At 63.0% G+C, this 22,734-nt stretch carries 16 protein-coding genes; 7 read left to right on the top strand and 9 right to left on the bottom strand.

Translation table 11 applies throughout. The features are described from left to right. Positions 1-45 precede the first annotated feature (45 nt). Positions 46-948 (top strand): SMP-30/gluconolactonase/LRE family protein, encoded by a 903-nt coding sequence (locus IAE24_RS05270; protein WP_013800746.1) that lies wholly within the window; start codon positions 46-48, stop codon positions 946-948. Positions 949-983: 35 nt separating this feature from the next. Here IAE24_RS05270 and pgi read toward each other — a convergent pair whose 3' ends face one another. Next, positions 984-2,546 (bottom strand): glucose-6-phosphate isomerase, encoded by a 1,563-nt coding sequence (gene pgi / locus IAE24_RS05275; RefSeq protein WP_199959308.1) that lies wholly within the window; start codon positions 2,544-2,546, stop codon positions 984-986. A 138-nt stretch (positions 2,547-2,684) separates the two neighbouring features. Between pgi and zwf the strand changes: the two genes are divergently transcribed. From zwf to IAE24_RS05290, 3 genes are all read left to right on the top strand, one after another. Then, positions 2,685-4,139 (top strand): glucose-6-phosphate dehydrogenase, encoded by a 1,455-nt coding sequence (gene zwf / locus IAE24_RS05280; protein WP_199959307.1) that lies wholly within the window; start codon positions 2,685-2,687, stop codon positions 4,137-4,139. Positions 4,140-4,351: 212 nt separating this feature from the next. Continuing rightward, on the top strand, positions 4,352-5,104 hold the full coding sequence (gene yihA, locus IAE24_RS05285; protein WP_199959305.1) for a ribosome biogenesis GTP-binding protein YihA/YsxC: 753 nt from the start codon (positions 4,352-4,354) through the stop codon (positions 5,102-5,104). Between the two features lie 45 nt (positions 5,105-5,149). Then, positions 5,150-6,061 (top strand): alpha/beta fold hydrolase, encoded by a 912-nt coding sequence (locus IAE24_RS05290; protein ID WP_199959303.1) that lies wholly within the window; start codon positions 5,150-5,152, stop codon positions 6,059-6,061. Here IAE24_RS05290 and IAE24_RS05295 read toward each other — a convergent pair. Together IAE24_RS05295 and IAE24_RS05300 are read right to left on the bottom strand one after the other, a co-directional pair. After that, the gene (locus IAE24_RS05295; protein WP_012207400.1) at positions 6,055-6,921 is read right to left on the bottom strand and encodes a lysophospholipid acyltransferase family protein; all 867 of its coding nucleotides are present in this window, start codon (positions 6,919-6,921) and stop codon (positions 6,055-6,057) included. The genes IAE24_RS05290 and IAE24_RS05295 overlap by 7 nt on opposite strands. Next, positions 6,918-7,769 (bottom strand): lysophospholipid acyltransferase family protein, encoded by an 852-nt coding sequence (locus IAE24_RS05300; RefSeq protein WP_199959302.1) that lies wholly within the window; start codon positions 7,767-7,769, stop codon positions 6,918-6,920. The genes IAE24_RS05295 and IAE24_RS05300 overlap by 4 nt, the downstream gene beginning before the upstream one ends. 136 nt (positions 7,770-7,905) lie before the next feature. Between IAE24_RS05300 and metK the strand changes: the two genes are divergently transcribed. The 3 genes from metK (at position 7,906) to IAE24_RS05315 (ending at position 13,192) form a co-directional block, all read left to right on the top strand. Next, complete coding sequence (gene metK, locus IAE24_RS05305; protein ID WP_199959300.1) at positions 7,906-9,087, top strand: methionine adenosyltransferase; 1,182 nt, start codon at positions 7,906-7,908, stop codon at positions 9,085-9,087. 235 nt (positions 9,088-9,322) lie between these two features. Beyond that, positions 9,323-11,329, top strand: coding sequence for a tetratricopeptide repeat protein (locus IAE24_RS05310; RefSeq protein ID WP_199959298.1), 2,007 nt, complete (start codon positions 9,323-9,325; stop codon positions 11,327-11,329). Positions 11,330-11,341: 12 nt separating this feature from the next. Beyond that, positions 11,342-13,192, top strand: a complete 1,851-nt coding sequence (locus IAE24_RS05315; protein WP_199959291.1) for a glycosyltransferase — start codon at positions 11,342-11,344, stop codon at positions 13,190-13,192. On the opposite strand, the gene IAE24_RS05320 is transcribed toward IAE24_RS05315, so the two are convergent. The 6 genes from IAE24_RS05320 to asnB (IAE24_RS05345) form a co-directional block, all read right to left on the bottom strand. Next, positions 13,189-14,304, bottom strand: coding sequence for a glycosyltransferase (locus IAE24_RS05320; protein WP_199959289.1), 1,116 nt, complete (start codon positions 14,302-14,304; stop codon positions 13,189-13,191). The two genes, IAE24_RS05315 and IAE24_RS05320, sit on opposite strands and share 4 nt — an antisense overlap. After that, positions 14,301-15,434 carry a glycosyltransferase gene (locus IAE24_RS05325; protein ID WP_199959287.1) on the bottom strand — a complete coding sequence of 378 codons (1,134 nt, stop codon included), beginning with the start codon at positions 15,432-15,434 and terminating at the stop codon, positions 14,301-14,303. Before IAE24_RS05325 ends, IAE24_RS05320 begins: the two co-directional genes overlap by 4 nt. 1 nt (position 15,435) lies before the next feature. Continuing rightward, complete coding sequence (locus tag IAE24_RS05330; RefSeq protein WP_199959285.1) at positions 15,436-16,617, bottom strand: hypothetical protein; 1,182 nt, start codon at positions 16,615-16,617, stop codon at positions 15,436-15,438. Positions 16,618-16,621: 4 nt separating this feature from the next. Continuing rightward, complete coding sequence (gene asnB, locus IAE24_RS05335; RefSeq protein WP_199959284.1) at positions 16,622-18,505, bottom strand: asparagine synthase (glutamine-hydrolyzing); 1,884 nt, start codon at positions 18,503-18,505, stop codon at positions 16,622-16,624. A 147-nt stretch (positions 18,506-18,652) separates the two neighbouring features. After that, positions 18,653-20,653, bottom strand: a complete 2,001-nt coding sequence (locus tag IAE24_RS05340; protein ID WP_199959282.1) for a glycosyltransferase family 4 protein — start codon at positions 20,651-20,653, stop codon at positions 18,653-18,655. Between the two features lie 69 nt (positions 20,654-20,722). Next, positions 20,723-22,645, bottom strand: coding sequence for an asparagine synthase (glutamine-hydrolyzing) (asnB, locus tag IAE24_RS05345; RefSeq protein ID WP_199959280.1), 1,923 nt, complete (start codon positions 22,643-22,645; stop codon positions 20,723-20,725). Positions 22,646-22,734 lie beyond the last annotated feature (89 nt).

A 22,734-nucleotide genomic window follows, 5' to 3' on the forward strand; every position in this document is an offset into this window, starting at 1 on the left:
TCCGACCTCCTAGAATTCCGTTCATCCGCATCTCCGAGGCAGACCATGGCCGTGCAGCGCATCCCTGTTCCACCGAGTGCACTCGGCGAGTCCCCCTTCTGGCACCCGCAGGAACACCGGCTCTACTGGTGCGATATCCAGGACAGGCACATCCATTCCTGGGAGCCCGCCACAGGCCTGCACCGCAGCTGGGCCACGCCCAGCGAACCGGGCTGCTGCGCTCCCACGGACCGGGGCCGCATCGTGCTGGGGCTGCGCGATGGCTTCGGCCTGCTGGACACCGCCACGGGACACACCGAAATGATCGCCCGCCTGGACCATGATCCGCAGCAGCTGCGGCTCAACGACGGGCGCTGCGACCGCGCCGGGCGGCTGTGGGCGGGGTCACTGTTCTCGCCCAAGACGGCGCCCGATGCCGCGCTGTGGTGCCTGCGTGCGGACGGCGCCGGAGGCTACGCCGTTCAGCGCATGGCAGGAGACTGCACCACGGCCAACGGCCTGGCATTCAGCCCCGATGACGACTGGATGTACTGGGCAGACACGCCAGCCCACCGCATAGACCGCTTTGCCTTCGACCTGGACTCCGGCACGCTGGGCACGCGCTCGTTGTGGAAGGCCTTCGCCCCCAAGGCCGAGGGCAGGCTCTATGGCGGCCGCCCCGACGGCGCCAGCGTCGACGTCCGGGGCAACTACTGGGTGGCCATGTATGAAGGCGGCTGCGTGCTGCAACTGAGCCCCGAGGGCGATGTGCTGCAGCGCCTGGACACGCCCGTGCGCTGTCCCACCATGGTCTGCTTTGGGGGGGAGGACCTGCGCACGCTGTACATCACCTCGGCCGGACACGGCCGGCCCGATCCGGAGCGATCGGCGCAGGTGCCTGCCGGCGCACTGATGGAGTGCCGTGTCGATGTGCCTGGACTGCCGGTGAACAGCTTCCGCGAAGCCTGAGTCTGCTCGGCCCCGGCAACGTGTTGCCAGGGGCGTCAGGCCCGCATGCGCTGCAGCAGTCCTGCGGTCGATGCATCGAGCTGCGCCACATCCCCGCTGGCCAGGCGCTGCTGCAGGTCGCGCGCCAGCAGCTTGCCCAGCTCCACCCCCCATTGGTCGAAGCTGTTGAGGCCCCACAGCGTGCCCGCCACGAACACGCGGTGCTCCTGCAAGGCGATCAGCGCACCCAGCGCCGCCGGCGTGAGCGCATCCAGCAGTACGAAGGTACTGGGCCGGTTGCCAGGGAAGTGGCGATGACCATCATCGCAGGAACGCCCCTGCATCAACGCCTGGGCCTGGGCCAGGGCGTTGGCCAGCAGTTGCTCATGGTGGCCCTGCAGGCCGTGCGACGGCCGCTGCACGGCGATGATCTCCAGCGGCACAATGTCCGTCCCCTGGTGCAGCATCTGGAAGAAGGCATGCTGCCCATCCGTACCCGGCTCGCCCCAGAGCACGGGGGCTGAGCCCAGCGCCAGCGGCCGGCCCTGGCGGTCCACGCGCTTGCCATTGCTCTCCATCTCCAGTTGCTGCAGATAGGCCGGCAGGCGCCGCAGGCCTGCGTGGTAGGGCGCAATGCAGCGGCTGGCAAAGCCCAGCAGATTGCGGTTCCAGACATCGAGCAGGCCCAGCCGCACGGGCAGGTTGGCCGGCAGCGGTGCCGTGCGGAAGTGGTGGTCCATGGCATGCGCGCCGGCCAGCAGGTCGCGGAATGCCGCAGCTCCCACGGCGAGGGCCACGGGCAGCCCGATCGCCGACCACAGCGAATAGCGACCGCCCACCCAGTCCCAGAAACCGAAAGTGGTGGTGATGCCCATCTGCGCAGCCGCCGAGGCATTGGTCGTCAGCGCCACGAAATGCCGCGCCACATCTTCACCGCCCTGCGCATGGAACCATTGCAGTGCGCTGCGCGCATTGGTGAGCGTCTCCTGCGTGTTGAAGACCTTGGAGGCCACGATGAACAGCGTGCTGCGCGGCTGCAGCCCATCGAGCACCGATTGCAGCTCATGCCCATCCACGTTCGAGACGAAGTGCATGCGCCGCCGTGCATCGCACATTCCCTGCAGCGCCTGCACGGCCATCTGCGGCCCCAGGCCCGATCCGCCGATGCCCATGCACACCACATCGGTGATGCCGGCATCGGCCCTCACGCGCTCGGCATAGGCCAGCATGGCATCCAGCGTTTCGTGCACCTGGGCCAGGGCCCATGCCAGGCCCGGCGGCGACTCGCCGCGCGGGCAGCGCAGCAGCGCGTGCAGCACGGCACGGCCCTCGCTGCCGTTGACGTGCTCGCCGGCGAACATGGCATCGCGCTGCTGCTCCACTGCGCACTCGCGCGCCAGACGCAACAGCAGCGCCTCGGCCGGGGCATCCCAGAGGTTCTTGGACAGGTCTGCAAAACAATGTGGCGCCTCCTGGCTGAAGTGCGTGAACCGGCCGGGATCATCCGCAAAGGCGTGGCGCAGATCGAAGCCCTTGCGCAGGGCCAAGGCATGGTGGTGCAGCGCAGTCCAGACAGTGGCATGGTCGCAGCGCGGGGGCTGGGGAATGACGGACAGCATGGGATGAAAGTAATCTGATTACCAAATCGACAACACATCTCTGGAACAAAACCTCAATACCTTCCTATAATTTATCCGATTCTTCAAAATTTTGGTAACCAAGTTACCAAAATAGATGCACCAACTTGTGGAGACAGCATGGGTTTCGATCTGGTTTTGTTCGGTGGCACGGGTGATCTCGCATGGCGCAAGCTCATGCCCGCGCTGTTCCAGGCGTTCCGCCACGGCACCCTCCCCGAGGGGGGACGCATCCTGTGCGTGGGTCGCGATGATCTGAGTGACGACCAGTACCGCGCGCTCATCCAGGGTCGCTTCGAAAAGGTGGAACTGTCCAAGCGCCCCAGTCCAGAGGAGTTCTCGCGTTTCGCGGCCCTGCTGCACTACCTGCGCATGGACCTGTCGCAACCCGCCGACTACGAGCGCCTGGCCACGGCGCTGAACACGCGCGGCGCCGAGACGGTGGTGATGTACCTGGCCACTGCGCCCAGCCTGTTCACCACGGTCTGCGAGCAGATTGCCGCCGTGGGCCTGAATGGCCCGCAGACGCGCGTGGTGCTGGAAAAGCCGCTGGGCCACGACCTGGCCTCCAACCAGGCCATCAACGCCACGCTGCGCAAGGTCCTGCGCGAAGAGCAGGTGTTTCGCATAGACCACTACCTGGGCAAGCCCTCGGTCCAGAACCTGCTGGCCCTGCGCTTCGGCAACGCACTGTTCGAGCCGCTGTGGCGGCGCGAGACCATTGCCAACATCCAGATCACCATTGCCGAGGAACTGGGCGTGGAAAGCCGGGGCGCTTTCTACGACCAGACCGGCGCGCTGCGCGACATGGTGCAAAACCATGCCCTGCAACTGCTGTGCGCCATCGGCATGGAGCCGCCGATCAACGCCTCGGCCCACGCCATCCGCGACGAAAAGCTCAAGGTGCTGCAGTCGCTCAAGCCCTGGACGCCGGAAATCCTGAGCCAGCACGTGGTGCGCGGCCAGTACCTGGCCGGCGCCAGCCAGGGCCAGCCCGTGCCCGCCTACCAGCAAGAGAAAGGCGTGGCGGCCGGCAGCCAGACCGAGACCTTCGTCGCCCTGCGCACCGAGATCTGCAACTGGCGCTGGGCCGGCGTGCCCTTCTACATCCGCACCGGCAAGCGGCTGGCAGGACGGGATGCGCGCATCGTCGTGAACTTCCGGCCCGTGCCCCATCCCATCTTCCGCTCGCCCCTGTCCGAAGCCAACCGGCTGGTCATCAACCTGCAACCCAAGGACGGCCTGGAACTGCACCTGCTGGCCCAGGGCGCCACCCAGCAGCAGGCCGAGCCTTCGCTGGCCCCCGTGCACCTGAACCTGGACTTCGACCAGCGCTTCGGCGCCAAGCGCGTGGGCGCCTACGAACGCCTGCTGCTGGACGTGATCGCCGGGCGGCTGAACCTGTTCGTGCGCAGCGACGAGCAGGAACAGGCCTGGCGCTGGGTGGAACCCATACTGCAGCACTGGCGCAACGATCTCTCGGGGCCGCGCGGCTATGCGGCTGGCGGCTGGGGACCCAGCGCGGCCAGCGCGATGATTGCGCGGGATGGGTTTTGCTGGAGCGAGGAGGTTTAGGCACCCCCTGAGGCGCTGCGCGCCTTCCCCCTCTCTCGCTACGCGGGAGGGGGACGACAGCCTCGGGGCGGGGCGGCCCTTCCTCGCTGTCCCTGGCGCTGGGGCGCGCCGGTTTCAGGCGATGCGCTCGGCCTGCAACGCAGCCTATAGCCCGCGGGGGGCGCTGGATCATGGGGGAACCTACAATGAGGCCCCGAGAGACTGACCACACCATGAATCCTGCTGCGCCGGCTGCCGATGCCGCCCCCACTTCCTCCCTGATCGATCCCAAGCTCGCCATGGGATGGATGCACACGACGCGCTTTTTGACGACGGCTGCGCAACTGCACCATCTTCCCAAGGTCGATGTGCCCGAGATCGCGTTCGTGGGCCGCTCCAATGCCGGCAAGTCCACCTGCATCAACACGCTGACGCAGCAAAAGCAGCTGGCCTTCGCCTCGAAGAAGCCCGGCCGCACGCAGCACATCAACCTGTTCTCCCTGGGCAAACAGGGCGTGACCGACGCCGTGCTGGCCGATCTGCCCGGCTACGGCTACGCCGCCGTGTCGCGCACGGACAAGCAGCGCTGGCAGCGCGTGATGCTGAACTATCTGGTCAGCCGCGAGAGCCTGACGGGCATCGTGCTGCTGTGCGATCCGCGACTGGGCCTGACCGAACTCGACGAAGCCTTGCTCGATGCCCTGCGCCCGCGCGTGCAGGAGGGCCTGAAGTTCCTCGTGCTGCTGACCAAGGCCGACAAGCTCACGCGCGCCGAGCAGGCCAAGGTGCTGTCCATCACGCGGCTCAATGCCGGCGGTGGCGAGGTGCGCATGTTCTCCGCGCTGAAGAAGCAGGGTGTGGACGAGGTGGCCCAGCTGCTGTGGCACTGGAGCCATCCCGAAGGGCTGGCCCAGCCGTCCGCCGCTGCACCGCAGGCGGACGTCGCAGCCGCGACGCCCGGCGAGAGCGACAGCCCCCAAGATTAGCGCCCGGAGGCGCTCGTGTAGCCAGCGCCCCGCAAGGAGCGCAACATGGTGACCACCTGCATTCGTGAGCTGCCTCACGGCATCCATCTGCACTGCCGCGTCAGCGGCGAACCCGGCCGGCCGTTGCTGCTGTTCCTGCACGGCTTTCCCGAAGGCAGCTTCATCTGGGAAGGCATGCTGGAGCAGTTCGGCACGCAATGGCGTTGCGTCGCCCCCGATCTGCGGGGCTTTGGCCGCTCCAGCCAGCCGGCCGGCGTGGAGCAGTACAAGGCCAAGCACCTGCTGCAGGATCTGGCGGCGCTGATCGCCATCGAAAGCCCTGGCGCACCAGCCGCCTGCGTGATCGCCCACGACTGGGGCGGTGCCCTGGCCTGGGGTCTGGCCAATCGCCATCCCGGGCTGATGCAGCGGCTGATGATCCTCAACGCCCCGCATCCAGGCGCCTTTCTGCGCGAGTTGCTGGACAACCCCGTGCAGCAGGCCGCAAGCCAGTACATGCATTTCCTGCGCCGCCCCGACGCGCCCGCCCTGCTGGCCGACAACGACTGGCAGCGCATGCTGGGATTTTTCCGCACGCCGCAGGGCGAGTTGCCCGGATGGCTCACGCCGAAGTTGCAGCAACGCTACCGCGAGCACTGGGACCTGGGCGTGCAAGGCTCCTGCCACTACTACGGCGCCAGTCCCCTGGTGCCGCCCCGGCCCGAAGATCCGGCCTCAGCCGACGCACTGCGCAACCTGAGGCTGCCGCCCGAGATGCTGGACATCGGCGTGCCCACGCATGTGCTCTGGGGCGACAGCGACCCGGCGCTGCAGCCTGCCCTGGTCGAAGGTCTGGAGCCGTGGGTGCCGCGCCTGACGGTGCAGCACCTGGCAGGCACTTCGCACTGGGTCGTGCACGAGCAGCCCGATGCGGTGCGGCAAGCGCTGGAGCAGTTCCTGTCCCGCCCCGTTCAGTAGACCGAGGGTTCGCCCTCGGGCCGGGTCTTGAAGCGCCTGTGCACCCAGTAGTACTGGTCGGGCATGGTGCGAATCGCCGCTTCCAGCTCGCGGTTCATGCGTGCCGTGTCGGCCTCGGCATCGTCGGTAGGAAAGTCCGTCCAGGCCGGCGTGATCTCGGCCACGTAGCCCGTGGGCGTCATGCGCGTGTACATGCCCAGCACCTTTGCCCGGCCCAGGCGTGCAAAGCGCGACAGCGAGGGGATGGTGGCCGCGTTCACGCCGAAGAAGGGCACGAAGACCGAGTCGTTGCGGCCGAAGTCCATGTCGGGCAAAAGGTACAGCAGCCCGCCCTTGCGCAGGCTGGAGATGATGGGCTTGACCCCGTCGGCGCGGTTGAGCATGCGAACGTCGCCAAAGCGCTGGCGCCCTGACATGAACCACTCATCGACCGCAGGGTCCGGGTGGGTGGAGAAAATCGAGGTGAAGGGCCGCGTGGTGTGCAGAGGCAGCGCCAGGCCACCCGCATCCATGCTGTAGAAATGCGGCGCGAACAGGATGGTGGGCGTATCGCCATCGAGCTCATGCACGGCGCCCTGCAGCTTCACGCGCTCGGCCACCACCTCGCGCGGCGCGGCCCACAGCCAGCTGCGGTCCAGCCAGGTCTGGCAAAAGACGATGAAGTTGCTGCGCGCCAGCTCCACGCGCTGCGCCTCGGTCAGCTCGGGAAAGCACAGCGCAAGATTGCGCAGCGCCACCTTGCGGCGCGGCGCCGCCAGCACGAACAGCACACGCCCCAGAAACGCACCCAGCCCCCGCAGCCACGGCAGCGGCATCCAAGCCAGCGACCGCATCAGCCACACGCCGATGCGCCCGCTCATGCATGCACCTCGTTGGCAGGTGCTTCACGGCGCGGCTGCTTGTAGCGCGCATAACCCCACAGGTACTGCTGCGGGCATTGGCGGATGGTCTGCTCCATCGCCTCGTTGATCTGCTGCACCGCAGCTTCCAGATTCTCGGACAAGGGCACGGGCAACTCCTCAAGATACAGCGCATAGCCCCGCCCCCAGGACAAGCGCTCACAACGGGCCACGATCACCGCGGCCCCCGTCTGCAACGCCAGGCGCGCCGCCAGCGTCATCGTATAGGCATCGCGGCCGAAGAACGGCGACCAGACGCCCTGCCCCTCGGGCGGAACCTGGTCTGGCAGCAGCCCCACAGCCGAGCCCTTGCGCAGCGCCTTGATCATCTGGCGCACGCCAGCCAGCGTGGTCGGCACAGCCTGCACGCCGGGGCGGTTGCGCGCCGTCTCCATGACGCGGGCCAGCCAGGGCTGGCGCGCGGGGCGGTAGAGAATGGTGATCTCGCCGTGCTCGGCCGACCATTGCCGCGCTGCATGCTGCACTGACAGCTCGAAGCAGCCCAGGTGCGGCGTCAGAAAGATGATGCCGCGCCCGGCCGCGTAGGCCCGGCGCACGCATTCCTCGTTGTGCATCTCGCAGCTCGGCTGCCTGCCCATCCACATGCGCGGCAGCTCCGCCACCATGCGCCCCGCATGCCCCACGGCCGGCGCCACGGCGCCCAGGCCGTAGCCGGCCTGCCGGGCGTTGGCCAGAAAGCGGCGCCGGTACGTGGCCGAAGCGGCGAACGCCACCCAGCCCATGAGCGCGCCAAGGGGGTGCAATAGCCACAAAGGCAGTGCAGCAAACAGTCGGAACAGGGATGGCATTAAAATGATGGGTGTCGCTGAGTTAACTGAGCAACTTGCAGAGCGACGTTAAACAATTTCTGCTAAAGCGTTCGCCAGAGCTCCTGCAGCTTGGGCAGCGCCCAGCAAAAAAGCTGCAACCAAGGAGTTTATTCATATGGCGAACGACTTTCTTTTCACCTCGGAATCCGTCTCTGAAGGCCATCCGGACAAGGTGGCTGACCAGATCTCTGACGCGATCCTGGACGCCATTTTCGCCCAAGACCCGTACAGCCGCGTGGCGGCCGAGACGCTGACCAACACGGGCCTGGTGGTTTTGGCAGGTGAGATCACCACCGGCGCAAACGTCGACTACATCCAGGTCGCACGCGACACCATCAAGCGCATCGGCTACGACAACACCGACTACGGCATCGACTACAAGGGCTGCGCCGTGCTCGTGGCCTACGACAAGCAAAGCCAGGACATCGCCCAGGGCGTGGACAAGGCCAGCGATGACCAGCTCAACACCGGCGCCGGAGACCAGGGCCTGATGTTCGGCTACGCCTGCGACGAGACGCCCGAGCTGATGCCCGCGCCCATCTACTATGCGCACCGCCTTGTCGAGCGCCAGGCCCAGCTGCGCAAGGACGGCCGCCTGCCCTTCCTGCGTCCTGACGCCAAAAGCCAGGTGACCATGCGCTACGTGGACGGCAAGCCCCACAGCATCGACACCGTGGTGCTGTCCACCCAGCACAGCCCCGACCAGTCGGAAACCGCCACGAAGATGAAGGCCAGCTTCACCGAAGCCATCATCGAGGAAATCATCAAGCCCGTGCTGCCCTCCGGGTGGCTGCAGGACACCAAGTACCTGATCAACCCCACGGGACGCTTCGTTGTCGGCGGCCCCCAGGGCGATTGCGGCCTGACCGGCCGCAAGATCATCGTCGACACCTACGGCGGTGCCTGCCCCCATGGCGGCGGCGCCTTCAGCGGCAAGGACCCGACCAAGGTGGACCGCAGCGCCGCCTACGCCGCACGCTACGTGGCCAAGAACATCGTGGCCGCCGGCCTGGCGCGCCAGTGCCAGATCCAGGTGGCCTACGCCATCGGCGTGGCACGCCCGATGAACATCACGGTCTACACCGAAGGCACGGGCGTCATCCCCGACGCCGAGATCGCCAAGCTGGTGGCCGCCCACTTCGACCTGCGTCCCAAGGGTATCATCCAGATGCTGGATCTGCTGCGCCCCATCTACAGCAAGACCGCCGCCTACGGCCACTTCGGCCGTGAAGAGCCCGAGTTCACCTGGGAGCGGACGGACAAGGCAGCCGTACTGCGCGCTGCGGCCGGCCTGTAAGCAAAATGCCAGGGGCGTTCACGCCCATCTGATGGCCTCCCGGCCCCATGCCGCGCCTGACGCAGCATGGGGCTTTTTTCATCTCGAGCCTTCTCACAACACTCACGTCAAACCGGCGCAGCAGGCTGCGGTAGCGGGTTGCTCGGCTGGTAAACTGCCTGCGCTCTTCCCAAGAGCGGCCATTTCCCGGCCCACCATTCCAAGTCCCGCCACATCCGAGACAAGACAAGAAGCAATGGCTGCCCCCTCCAAAGCGATTTACTGGTTCAGTGCCCTTCTTTTGCTGGCCGTATTGGGGGTGTATCTGCCCGGCCTGAACAACGGGCTGCTGTTCGACGATATGCGTCTGACGGATGGAACGATTTTCGGCAACTATGGCAGCCTATTGGACTTCAAGCAGCGCACGCTGTCGTATGGCAGCTTCGTCTGGATCGAGCAGATTTTCGGAGCCGGCTGGTGGAAGCAGCGCGTCTTCAATATCGCCTTGCATCTCGCGACCGTGGCAGCTTTGTATGCACTGTTCAAGGCCCTGCTGACGCAGACGCGCTTTCCGCATGACATCGAGGAGCAGCCCCATTTCCTCGCGTCGCGCGATGCAGCCTTGCAACTGGGCCTGATCCTTTTTGCACTGAACCCGGTCGCGGTCTACGCCGTCGGATACTTGGTGCAGCGCTCCATCGTCATGGCAACGCTTTTCGCGGTGCTGGCATGCTGGGCCTTTGTGCGCGGGCTTCAGAGCGGGCGGGTCCTGTGGCATGTCGCGGCATTGATCTGCTATGTGCTTGCCGTACTGTCCAAGGAGCATGCTTTTCTGACAGTCGCCATGGTGGTTCCGCTCTATATCTTTGTGCGGCGCCCCGGCCTGAAGGCTGCCATGGTCATTGTGGGAGTGGCCTTGATGCTGCTGGCCATTGCCTCGGCTGCCGTCTTTCATTTCTTCGGCAGTCTGGTGGGCCAGATTTTCGATGAGCAATCCCAGGGCTATGCAAGGCAATTGGAAGCCCTTCGGCCCGGAATCACCTCTCGGATCTATCCCCTGAGCATCCTCAACGAGGCAGCCCTTTTCTTTGCCTATGGCTTTCTGTGGATCGTTCCCTATGCGGGCTGGATGTCCATCGATCTGCGACCGGCATTTCCTCTCGGCTTCGGCTCGATCTGGCACCTAGCCGGCGCGCTCGCTTACCTGGCCCTGCTGGCCTGCTCGATCTGGGCCGTGCTCAGGCGTCCCGGTGTCATTGGCCTGGTCGCGCTCTGCCTCCTGTTTCCCCTGCTCTGGTATGCGACCGAATTCGCCACGGTCTGGCTGCAAGACCCCTTCGTTCTGTATCGCAGCTATCTGTGGGCTGTGGCCATTCCGGGATTGGCGGCCATTGCGCTGACGGGGGTCAAACCACGCACCATCTACATCGTCGGTATCGTCATCGGCATGGTGTTCGGAGCCCTGGCTTTCGAGCGCGTGCTCTCTCTTCAGGATGTAGGCACCTCATGGGCCGATGCCGCTGAAAAAATCGACAAAAAAGCCCCCGCCAATGCCGTGGGACGCGGCCGTGCCTTCCTGAACGTCGGAACAGCGCACTCAGACAAGGGCATGCTCGACCAGGCGCTGCAGGACTTCGCTACAGCCAATGCTCTTGGGGATCTGGGGGGCAATGCGCTGTTCAACATGGGTGCCGTGCTGTCCCAGCAGAAGAAATTTCCAGAAGCACTCAATGCCTTTTCTGCCGCCCAGGCCAAGGGCTTCAAGGGCCAGGCCCTGTACTACCAAAAAGCAGAAACGTTGATGGCCACAGGCCAGTTGCGTGCAGCATTCGAGGAATACTCACGCGCCCTGGGCGAGCCCACCGAAGACAGTGCCAACGCCAAGCAAATGGAGCAGACCCTGCGTCTGAAACGCGCAGAGGCAGCCATAGGTGCGCAGCAATACAAAGTTGCAGCCGACGACTTCCAAACTCTGCTGCAGGCCTCGCCAAATGCCCCTCGCCTGATCGTCGGATTGGGGCTGGCACTTGTCGGCCAGGGTGATAGTGCGCAAGCCAAAGAGCTGCTGGAACCATTGGTTGCTCGCAGCCCCAGCGCGCCTGCTTTCTACGGGCGTGCAATGGCCTATCACGGCCTGGGCAACCTGCCGGAAGCACTGAAGAGTCTGGATCAGGCAATACGCCTGGAGCCACAGAATCCGCAGTACCGGCAGGTCCGCAATCAGCTGAGCCCGGCTACCGCAAAGCCTCAGACGACGAAGTAGGCGCTGTCCGCCATGGCCCTGCGCATACTTCACGTCGGCAAATTCTTCCCTCCCTACCGGGGCGGCATGGAAGTCTTTCTGGCCGACCTGATACACGAGCAACGACGCCAGGGTGTCGATGCTCATGCCCTGGTCCATGGTGATCCGGAGCCAGACGATCCACCGTGGCTGCAGCGTGTGCCCGTGCAGTTCAATCTGGTCTATGCGCCCATGGCCATGGGTTTTCGCAGCGCACTGGGCCGGGCCATCGAGCGCGTTCAGCCTGATGTATTGCACCTTCACCTACCCAACAACTCGGCGCTTTGGGCACTTACCCTACCCATCGCGCGGCGCGTGCCCTGGGTCATCCACTGGCACTCCGATGTGGTGGTGTCCAACATCAAGTGGTCCGTGGCATTGGCCTACATGCTGTACCGGCCGTTCGAGCAGGCCCTGTTGGAGCGCGCTCAGCAGGTGTTTGCCACGTCGCCGCCCTATCTTGAGGCCAGCAATGCACTGCGCACCTGGCGCAGCAAATGCGAGATCGTTCCGCTGGGCCTGAACCTCGAAACCATTCCTGCACCAGCATCGCTGCAGCACGGACAAGGCTGGCGCCCCGACACCCGGCTGCGCCTGTTGTCCATCGGCCGGTTGACCTACTACAAAGGCTTCGAGACCTTGATCCGAGCCGTCTCGGCCATGCCTGGCGTGGAGTTGCTGATTGCGGGAGAAGGCGAGCTGCGTGCATCCCTTGAAGAGCTGATACGCCAATGCACTCCTGAGGGCAGACAGGCCCGTGTGCGACTGGTGGGCTCGGTGTCGGACGAGGAAAAACATGCCTTGTTTGCAGGGTGCGACATCTTCTGTCTAGCTTCGCGTGAGCGCACTGAGGCCTTTGGCATTGTGCTGCTGGAGGCCATGCTGCACCAACGTCCCTGCATCGTGACCGATCTTCCCGGTTCAGGTATGCCCTGGGTAGTTGCACAGGCCCGCTGTGGGCTGCACGTGCCTTTTGAAGACATCGACGCTTGGCGCAGTGCCATCGCACGACTGCAGCATGACGGTGCGCTGCGCGAACGACTGAGCCGCAGTGGCCCCAAGGCCTTGCAACGCTATTTCGGCATTGGGGCCTGCGAACGCGCCATGGCCCGGCACTACCGCTCGATGGCGCCCGGTCTACTGCCGGAGCGCACAGTCGAGGAAACAGGACGCCATCTCATGGTGGTGATTTCCACGCGCAACCACGAAGCGAGCATCACCGAGCTCGTGCACCGAGTGCACTCGCTGGTGGATGCCACTGTTGTCGTGGTCGACAACCGCAGCACGGATGCCACCTGTCACCTTGCCGAACAAAGTGGTGCGCAGGTCATGCGCCCCCTGCTAGCCATGACCACCTGGGGCAGCTTGCAAACCGGCATACGCCATGCATTAGCCCAAGGCTTTGAGACGGTGATCACTATCGATGCCGATGGGCGCTACGAAGCCGAGGAAATACCGACACTGCTCTCTGCCAGAGGGGCTGCCGACGTGGTGGTGGGCTACTTCGAAGCCCGCCACAGCCGGGTGCGGCGCATGGCCTGGCAATGGTTTCGTTGGGTCACCGGCTTTGCGTTGCGCGACTTTGTCTCGGGCTTTCGCGTCTACAACCGCAGCGCCATGCGCATCGCGGCCTCGGCCGATGCAACGCTGCTCGACTACCAGGATATCGGTACGCTCTTGCTCATGCGCCGTGCACAATTGCGAATTGCCGAGATAGCCCTGCCTCTTCACACCGCCAAGCCAGACCGCTCAAAGATGTTCCAATCCTGGGCCCATGCGCTGCGCTATGTGGCTGTATCTACTCTGCTTGGGGTGGCTCACCTGCGCGCCAGATCCGGCGACTAAACCGGCACGCTGGGCAGATCTAGCGCCGCACGCATGCTCTCCACGAATCGGGTTTGTGTGAACTGCCGAGCCCGGTCCATGCAGACCCGGGACACCTCAGGCCCGTGCATATACTCCAAGTCATCCACTGCAGCCATTACGGACTCCGGCGTGGGCGGTTCGGCGACCAGAATGCCCGTCTGGCCTTGGACCACGGTTTCCAGCAGCCCTCCCTGTGCCACTCCTATGACTGGTTTTCCGGCTGCCATAGCCTCTACCGGCGACATACCGAAGTCTTCGTCCACAGGCAAGTAGACCACCGCCCGAGCCCGCCCCACCCAAAGGCGCAGTTGCTCATCAGTTTGCCAGCCTGTGAATTCGATGTTCGCAGCACCTGCTGCCAGCGCCTTCAGGCGCCCAAGCTCTGCGCCACCCGATAACACCACCAACCGCCGCTGCGGCATACGCAAAAAAGCACGCACGATGATGTCGACGCGCTTGTTGAGCACCAGCCGCGCGGTGGACAGGTAGTAGCCTGCGTCATCCAATGGCCTGAAACTTTCTGTGGCTACAGGCGGATAGACAACTGTGGCATCCAGTCCTGTGTAGCGCCGCAAACGCTGGCGCACATTCTCGGAGTTCACAATAATGCGGTCCATGCGGCCTATGGCCTTCTCGTAGCGCCTGCGGAACCACCAGACGAATAGCCTGTATAGCGGGCGCAAGGGCGCCGGAAACTGCGCCAGCGTGCTTTCGTAGAGATCGTAGGCAAAGCGAGGAATCGTATGGCAGTAGTACAGGCGCAGCCCGCCGCGCTGCTGGTGAACCGCGAAAGGAGCATAAAAGCCGCTGTAGACCACCTGTTGTGCATCGCGCAGGCACTGCGATCGAAAGCGAAAGCACCACATGCTTTCAGGTATACGCGGCAACCAGGCCGACCAGCCGCCGCGCAACTCGCGCACGCGCACCTGTGACCCTTCTAGCAGCGGCATAGCCTGCGCATAACAGCGGCTCACCAGGGTTTCGAAGCCAGGCAATGCCTCTGCCAGCATCAGGGTGACGCGCTCCGCGCCACCCGCGACTTGCATGAAATCGTAGAGCAGGAAATGTCCGCCTTCAGTCCGTTTCGTCATGCCAACAATGCCTCCAAGCGGGCCAGCATGGCTTGGATACGCTTCTCCCAGGCATGCTCGCGCACGAACTCCTGAGCATACCCATGGGGACGAGCCTGCGCCTCGGCACGTGCCTGCTCTATGGCCTGCGCGAAGCCCGATGCTCCATTGCCGTAGCGAGCCAGCTCTCCCATGCCCACACGCAGAGCGCCGAAATCGGTACTCGCCACGCCGAGACCGGCCGCCACGTATTCATAGAACTTCAGCGGCCTCTCCACGTAGCGCATGCGCCCGTCCGTATCCTGGAAGGGGATAAGGCCGACCTCATAGCGCGGCAGCAGCTGCGCCAGCACATCGCGCGAAACGCTGCCGTGCCAGCGCAGATTTGGAGGATCCTCGGGTCGCGGAATGGCACCGGGGCCATAGATGTCGAAACGCCAGCCAGGCATGCGCCGCGCTACTGCAGCCAGCAAGCCCTTATCCAGCCAAGCCGTCATGGCGCCCACATACACGGCGCTGCGTGGCAACCGAGCCTTATTAGGCCACGCCAGCTCCAACAGCCGCGCTTCCACCCCGTTAGGTATGTACGGAACTGACATTCCCGGATGAAGCTCGAGAGCATATTCCTGCAGCGGCTTGGAGACGGCCCATACCTCGTCGAAGCCCGGTCCACGCAGCCCGTCCTCCAGGGCCTTCAGCGCCACCGGATGCAAATCCCTGGCGAAGCCCTGCGGCCAGTCATTGAGCCGGCAGACACGCACGCGCGCAACGATCCTGCCCTGCGCCAGCATATTGGGCGCGACATCAGCCAGGCACAGGTCATAGCGGGTGCGGCGCAACCGTGCCGGCAGCAGGCTGCCATAGAGACTAGTCTGCCATGCGAATCGCAGAAACAAGTGGTGCGCAGGAAACGGTGCCTTGGCGGTCCACTCAGTCAACCCTGGAGAAATCTCCCGGGCAATGCCCCCGCCGCCCCATGCACGGCGCAGGCGCGCATGGCGCTGACGGCCGACAAGGTCCAGGGGCGATGACAGAGTGGGCACATAGTCCACGCGCCAGCCCGCCACGGCCAGCGCCTGGGCCAGGTACTGGATGCCGACCTTAGTGCCGCCGTCGATGAAAGACTGGGTACCGAAAAGGATGGCCTGCATTTCAGGGTCCTTCACCGGTGCTTGCCGCATCCACGCACGGCCGCCAGCCCTCGAGCAGCGCGTTGACCTCGGCCCGCAGCCAGGCGCGCGTGGCCTCGGCGTTCCAGCGCTTCGCGGCCCGATCGGAGGCCTGCTTCATGGCCTGCACCTGCTCACACGTGAGCGCATTGAGCACGCCCGCCAGATCGGCAGGCTCGAAACCGGGTGCCACCACGCCACAGCCATGCGCGTCGACCAGGGCTTGCATCTGCGGTGACGGACCGATGGCGATCGCCAGACGTGCCTGCATGAATTCGAAGAATTTGTTCGGCAAGGCGTTCAGGTAATTGAAATTGACGGGGGGCAGCAGGAACAGACCGATGTCATAGCCATTGGTGCGTGCCGCGATCTCCGACATGGCCACGGGCTCCACGAAGCGGATGCGCGGCTGCTCCTGCGCCCTTCGACGCAGCAACGCCATATAGGCCGGATCCTGCCCGACCAGCATCAAATCAAGGGAGAAGCGCTGGTCCAGTTGCCGCATGAGATCGATCATGACTTCGATGCGGCGCGAGGCGATGGCCGCGCCATGATGGATCATGCGTATCGAGCCGTCGGCCACAGGACGCACGGGCAAGTCCATGGGCTCGGGGCAGTTGGGCATGACTGCCACCGGCAGCCCGTAGCGCATTGCGTACTCTTGCGCGATGCCATCACAGACCGTACTCATGCGCGCCACGCGCCCCAGCTCGCTCCGGCACACGGCGTCGAAGAAAGGTCCCAGCAGCAAGCGCCATGCCGTCCTGTCTTCAAATTCACGTGGCGCATATTCGTGGGCATCCAGCCAGACAGGAGCACCCCGCGCCAGCTTCAGCGCGGCCGGCAAGGCCATCACATCGTTGGCGAGCACCAGATCGAAGCCGTTGACTGGCAGACTCTGTGCAGCATGCATCAGCGCGCGAACCTGGGCATGGTGCCAGTAATACCAGTGGTGACGGCGCGCCGCCAGCAGGACGGCATTGGCCGCGGTGGACCATGCGCGGCCTCCCGCCTGGCGTATCGCTTCGAAGGCGTGGACACCTGCTGGCCGGGGGCCAAAGCCCAGCACATGAAGCTCGTGCTCCTGGCCCAAAGCCTGGATCTGGCGCATGACGCGTGGGTCCGAAACAATGGGCGACAGGGACAGCAGCAGCAGGCGCGCCATGGCATCAGCCCCCGAACTGGCGCGCGTACCAGCGCGTGAAGTTGATCCAGCGCCAGACCTGCCAGCTGAAGGGCCGCTGGCCGGCCACGACCTGGTCGAAGGCCTTCAGGATCTCGTCCTGGCGCAGGAAAGGCAGGTTCAGCGGCTGGCGCAGCCATTCCCGCACCTGAGGTGCCATCTGCATCAGCCAGTCCTTCTCGGGTGTGGCGAAGCCGATCTTGTCGCGACGATTCAAAACCTCATCCGGGACCAGTCCCCTCATGGCACGCCTGAGCAAATGCTTGGTCTCCCCATTGGGCGCCACCAAATACTCTTCGGGCAAGGTCAGCAGAAAGTCCGCAAGCGCCGTGGTCAGGAATGGGACCCGGCTTTCCACGGAAAACCGCATGGAATTGCGGTCGCCGTGGCGCAGCAGCCCCTGCAGGCCAAGGCCATGCAGCGAACGCGCCAGCTCAGCGTTCATGCGTCGGCCCGGCGCCGTCGCGCTGGAGCGTGGCCGCGGAAAGCGCAGAGACACACCAGCTTCGTGCAGCACAGGGCCGTCGAGCCAGGAAGGCGTCGCCTGGGCGCCATTGAACCGCCTCAACAACTGGTAGGCGCCATCACCCGTGAACTCGGCCACGGCAGCCTTGAGTCCATCCAATGGCGTTCGCCCAGGCCACCGCCCCCAATCCCTCAGGAATGCCACCGCCTGGCCCCAATGCCCTTGCTCCACCAGGCTGCGCACGCGCGGCCCCGGATATCCAACATAACCGCCACAGAGCTCGTCGGCGCCTTGTCCATCCAGCGTTACGACCATGCCTCGCTCGCGCGCCAGCCGGAACACGCGATACTGCGCATAAATGCTGGTGCTACCGAAAGGCTCGCCCTGCGCCGCGATCATGTCGTCGAGGTCCGCTGCGAGTTCCAGCGGAGCAATCTCCAGTTTGTGGGCCACGGTGCCTGCCCGGTCATTCACGAGGTCGATCCAACGCTCTTCCGACACAGCGCTGCCCGAAGCAATGAAGCTGAAGGTGTGCAGCGGGGCATCAGGCTCCAGATGTCTCATGCAGGCGACGATGGCCGAAGAGTCGAGGCCGCCGGAGAGCGCGGCGCCCAGGGGCACGTCGCTGTGCAGATGCAGGCGCACGCTGTCGAGCAGCAGGCGCTTGAACTCCTGCGCGGCCTCCTCGAAGCCAAGGCGTCGCACGGGGGTGACCTTCGGCTGCCACCAGGACTTCAACGTGAAGCGGCGCCGGGAAACGTCGTAGCAAAAGTGGTGGCCGGGCGGCACCGCGCGCACATCCTGAAAGAAGGTGCGCTCACCTGTGTCGTAACTGCCATGGGTCAGATAATCGTAGGCCACCTGCCAGTCCAGGTCATGGCTCCCGTTCTCACCAAGCGCCAGCAAGGCCGGTAGTTCCGAAGCAAAGCCAAAGCCCTCGGCATCCGTGCAGTAGTACAGCGGCTTGATGCCGAATGCATCGCGCGCACCGTGCAGCAGGCCTGTCTCGCGATCCAGGAGCACGAAGGCGAACATCCCCACGAATCGTGACAGCGCGGCTTCGCCCCAGACTTCCCACGCCTGAAGCAGCACCTCCGTATCGGAGTTGGAGCGAAAGCAGCGCCCGCCGGACTGCAGCAGCGCCCGCAATTCGCGGTAGTTGTAAATTTCGCCATTGAAAGCCAGCAAAAAGCGTCCGTCCTCGCTGCGCATGGGCTGATGGGCCTGTTCGCTGAGATCTATGACGCTTAGACGCGTCTGCCCCAAGACTACCTGCCCGGCCTCTACCGCCACAGCCTCGAGACCGCGATCATTGGGTCCACGGTGCGCAAGCAGGTCCAAGGCGGTGGCAACCCGCACCGTGGTGTCGCATCCGCAGGAGAAGCTCCCCGCTATTCCACACATCGCAGACCTACCTCGTTCCGTTCACTGCTGCCGCAGCGCATGCGTGCACTCTCAGGATACCGCTTGGCCCGCAGGCCGCCTCGCGCTCGCGCCAAGCCGACCGCAGGCATCCCGTACGCCAACGCAGCGTGAATCAACGAGGCCATGTCAGATCCCTTGCAAACGACGCCACACCATGTCGGCGAATGGCTTCAAGCGGCGACGCAGCGGTAGCGGCGTATTCGCCCATACGACATGGCCTACGTGAAGCAGCAGAGACCTTAGCCCGGGGCTGAGCTGCCTGGAGGTGTCGAACTCCGTCACGCTCACGTCATCCGCCACGCCACGCCCTGGCCCAAACCATTGCAACGGCCTGCTCGGCCTGCCGGCCAGCAAGCCGCCCAGGGCCCGGTAAAAGTCCACGCTAACGGCCTCCCAGTGGAATGTGGACAGGGAGTGGTCTGCGCTGTTGCGCGCGAACCGTTCGCGCGCGACCGGGTCGCTGGCCAGTAGATTCACGGCTCTTGCCAACGCCTTCCGGTCCCGGAAGTCCACGACCAGGCCCGCGTCCGCGCGCCGAATCACTTCGCCCACATAGGAGGTTTCATTGGCCAGCATGGGCAGGCCTGCAGCCATGTACTGCGACATCTTGTTAGGACAGCAATGCTGGTGATTGGCACCATGGGGCTCGTAAGGAATCAGCCCCACGTGGGCGCGTGCCGCCGCATCCACCAGCTCGGACTCGTCAACGGGAAGTGGGAAGAATATTCTTTTGTTCAACAGCCCCGTCGCCGCTGCCCTGGCCAGCATCTGATCCCGCCAATCTCCCAGAGGCCCCCTCAAATGCAGGTGGGCACCCTCCGCAACATCGGGCCACGCGTCGATCAGCAACTCTATCCCTCTGCCTCTGGCAAATCCGCCCTGAAATAGGAAATCGCAGACGCCGTCCAGCTTGTGCTCCACCATCCTCTGCTGCTCCGACTTTGGTTCTGCATTCGGCAGAACGCCGAAAGGGACCCCGTAGCTGGCCTCCATCACCCGGGCCAGTCCCGTTGAAACCGTGAACCTCAGGTCGGCATGCGGGAGTAGCAGGCGCTCGACGCGGTCCCAGAACTGGATCTCGAAATCCGCCGCGCCCAGATCCGCCTCAGGCCAGTACTCATGTGCATCGAAGACCACCTTGGCCTTGAAAATGGCACCCAGCATCAGCGCGGCGGGTAGGGTCGGAAGGTCTGCGGCAATGACGCAGTCGACCCCGCGCAAACGGCTGGCCTCACGTACCAGGGTCGCTGAAACATTCAGAAAGTAACGAAAAAGATCGCGCAAAATCAATGCACGCTCGCCTATGCCCCATGCACCGACCGCGCTCAGATATGCTTCTTCAGGCAGCGCCAAGGCGCTTTCCATCCAGAGCAGCTGGCCCACCGCAGCTTGCGCGCCCGCATTGGCACCGCACCTGGTTCCCCACAGAACAGCCTCACCCTGCCGATAGGCCTGCGTGGGTACAGAGGACACTAGCCCTTCTCTGGCATCGAAGGCCTGCTCAATCTTATTGTCGTGCGCCGGATGCACCCCCAGCTGATGCACGCGCAGTGGCGATGGCGCTCCGGCCGCTATCCAGCTTAGACGAGGGTCCTGCTTGGGCCTATGGGGAACCAGGATCAGGATATTTTGGCCTGCCTGGGTGACCGCTCTGGTGTCAGGCCAATCACTGCGAGACTGCAGCACCTCCTCCAGCCGACGATCCAAACGTTCGACCGCACCGGCCTGAAAGGGAAGTGGTTCATCGATACTATAAAACGTTGCATGTCCTGCATCAATGCACCAATTCCCCAAGACTAGCACGGGCAGGCCCGATGCAATACATAACTCCTGATATCTAGGCTCGGAAAGCGCAGCGCCCGCCACCAACAAAATATCGAATCTTGGCTGTGCTTTCTTGGGGTCAAAGAAAAGCGGGTCATCGAATACCGTCACGGCGAACCTGGAACCAGCTTGAAAGATGCCTGCGGAACGAAGCTCATCGGAATCGTGCCCATGCTCTGCCGTAGCAAGGCCAAGCCATGCCACCCTCACTGGGCCGGGCGCCATTGCGGTAAACCCGGGATGAAAAACACAACCCGGCGCCAGCCCGCTGGTTGCCATATTTTCATCCAATGAACTATTCATTCCAAATTCCCATCCCGAGCCCATGAAAATCCACGGCAAATATTCTCGCAGAATGCCAAGCAGCAGATTTTAGATACCGCTGACATGCATGTCGCCATCAATGAAGATGCGATGCCAAAGCTCCATACACAGCAGCCCCCAGACGACCCGACCAAATTCTCGCTCATTGCTCAGAGCATTTTCCACAGCAGCAACGTTGAAAAGGCCTCGCCCCCTGGCTCGCTCCGATAGCAGAACATCCCTGACAAAGCCCTTGGCTGCTCCCTTCGTCCATTGATTCAAAGGCGTTGGAAAACCCATTTTATCCTTACGCTCAAATATTGCTTTGGGCAAAGAGCTTCGGACCGCCTCCTTAAATATATGTTTCATCTGACCACCTGCAAACTTGATGTTCGGCGGAATGGTGGCCATGAACTCCACGATACGATGATCGAGCAGCGGAACGCGTGACTCTATGGAAGCAGCCATGCTGGTTCGATCTTCCACATGGAGCAGCGCGGGAAGAGACCCCTTTAGGTCAAAGTAGGTCATCTGGTTGACCAAGGAGTGCATACCCTCCCGATTGAAAATCCTCTGGAATGCATCAAAAGACGAATAACCATTATCAGATTTCAGGCACTCAGGATTGATGAGCTGGCTCATGCCTTCGCTACGATCAATCAGGCGAAAATAACGCTCATCTCTGGGACCGAACAGACCATCACGCCATAGCATCTGGAGCATGGGCTGATAGGTGTTCAGCAACGGTAGATTGGGAACGATTGACTCCAGAGATACCGCATAGCGATTTTCATTGGCGGTCTGATAAATCGCACCGGACAGACATTTCTCCAAATACGCGGCCATGTATCTAGCATAGCCAATAAATAGTTCGTCGCCTCCCTGCCCTCCCATGACAACCTTGACATGTTCACTTGCCAGTCGAGATACGTAGTACTGCGGAATCACGCCCGGCCCTGCCAGAGGCTCATCCATGTAGTACATGAGACGCGGCAATACATCCTCCAACTCGCGTCCTGCGGGGATATAGATTTCGTTATATCTTGCACCAGAGAAGGCAGCGACCTCCTTGGCGTACTTCGTCTCATCAAACTGAGGCCCTTCGCTGAACGCACCGGTAAAAGTGTTCATCGACTCTCCACCAATCATTCTGGAAGCCAGGCATACAACTGCGCTGGAATCGAGTCCACCGGACAGATGTGCACCCAAGGGCACATCGGAACGCATGTGAAGACGGATTGAATCATCAATCAATCCAGCCAATGTATCAACGAAATAACGCTCGTCATGCGTCTCATCAATATGATAATTAAGATCCCAATATTGTCGGGTCTGCACTTTGAGAGATTTGCCATCGTACCAAGCGGATAGACAATGCCCAGGCTCCAGCTTGTCAATGCCTTTAAACATCGTCTTCTGATCCAGACAGAACTGGAAAGTCAGATAGTCTTGCAGACCTTGGGGATTTGCTTCCGCGCGTACGGAATCATCCGCGAGTATGGCTTTTATCTCAGAAGCAAAAAGCAGGCGATTTCTATCAAATTTATAGTAAAAGGGCTTGATACCTATCCTGTCTCTGGCGCAGAACATCCTCTGCTCCTGCCGATCCCAGATGGCAAAGGCAAACATGCCTACCAAACGGTCAACCAGCGCCTCACCCCAGTGGCAGTATGCATAGAGCAGCACCTCGGTGTCAGAGTAGCTATGGATAGGATAGCCTTTGCCAAGCAGCTCACGCCTCAACTCAAGATAGTTGTATATAGCACCGTTGAAAGATATGATGAAGCGACCGCTCTCCGTGACCATGGGTTGTTTCCCATGCTCAGGATCAATGATCGCCAAGCGGACGTGCCCCAACCCGACGGGCAGTCGATCATCCAACCATAGCCCATCACCGTCAGGTCCTCGATGCCGCATGGCATGCATCATGTTTTTCAGGCCGACAGCTATATCAGTATTAGCAAAAGATACTATTCCAGCTATTCCACACATAGACTCTGCTTAACTATATTAAATATATAACCACAACAAGGTATTGGCGTATAAACACACGACACTCAAAATCAAAAAATTCAAAATTC

This window comes from Delftia sp. S65 (assembly GCF_016516495.1).
Classification (GTDB): Bacteria; Pseudomonadota; Gammaproteobacteria; order Burkholderiales; family Burkholderiaceae_C; genus Comamonas; species Comamonas acidovorans.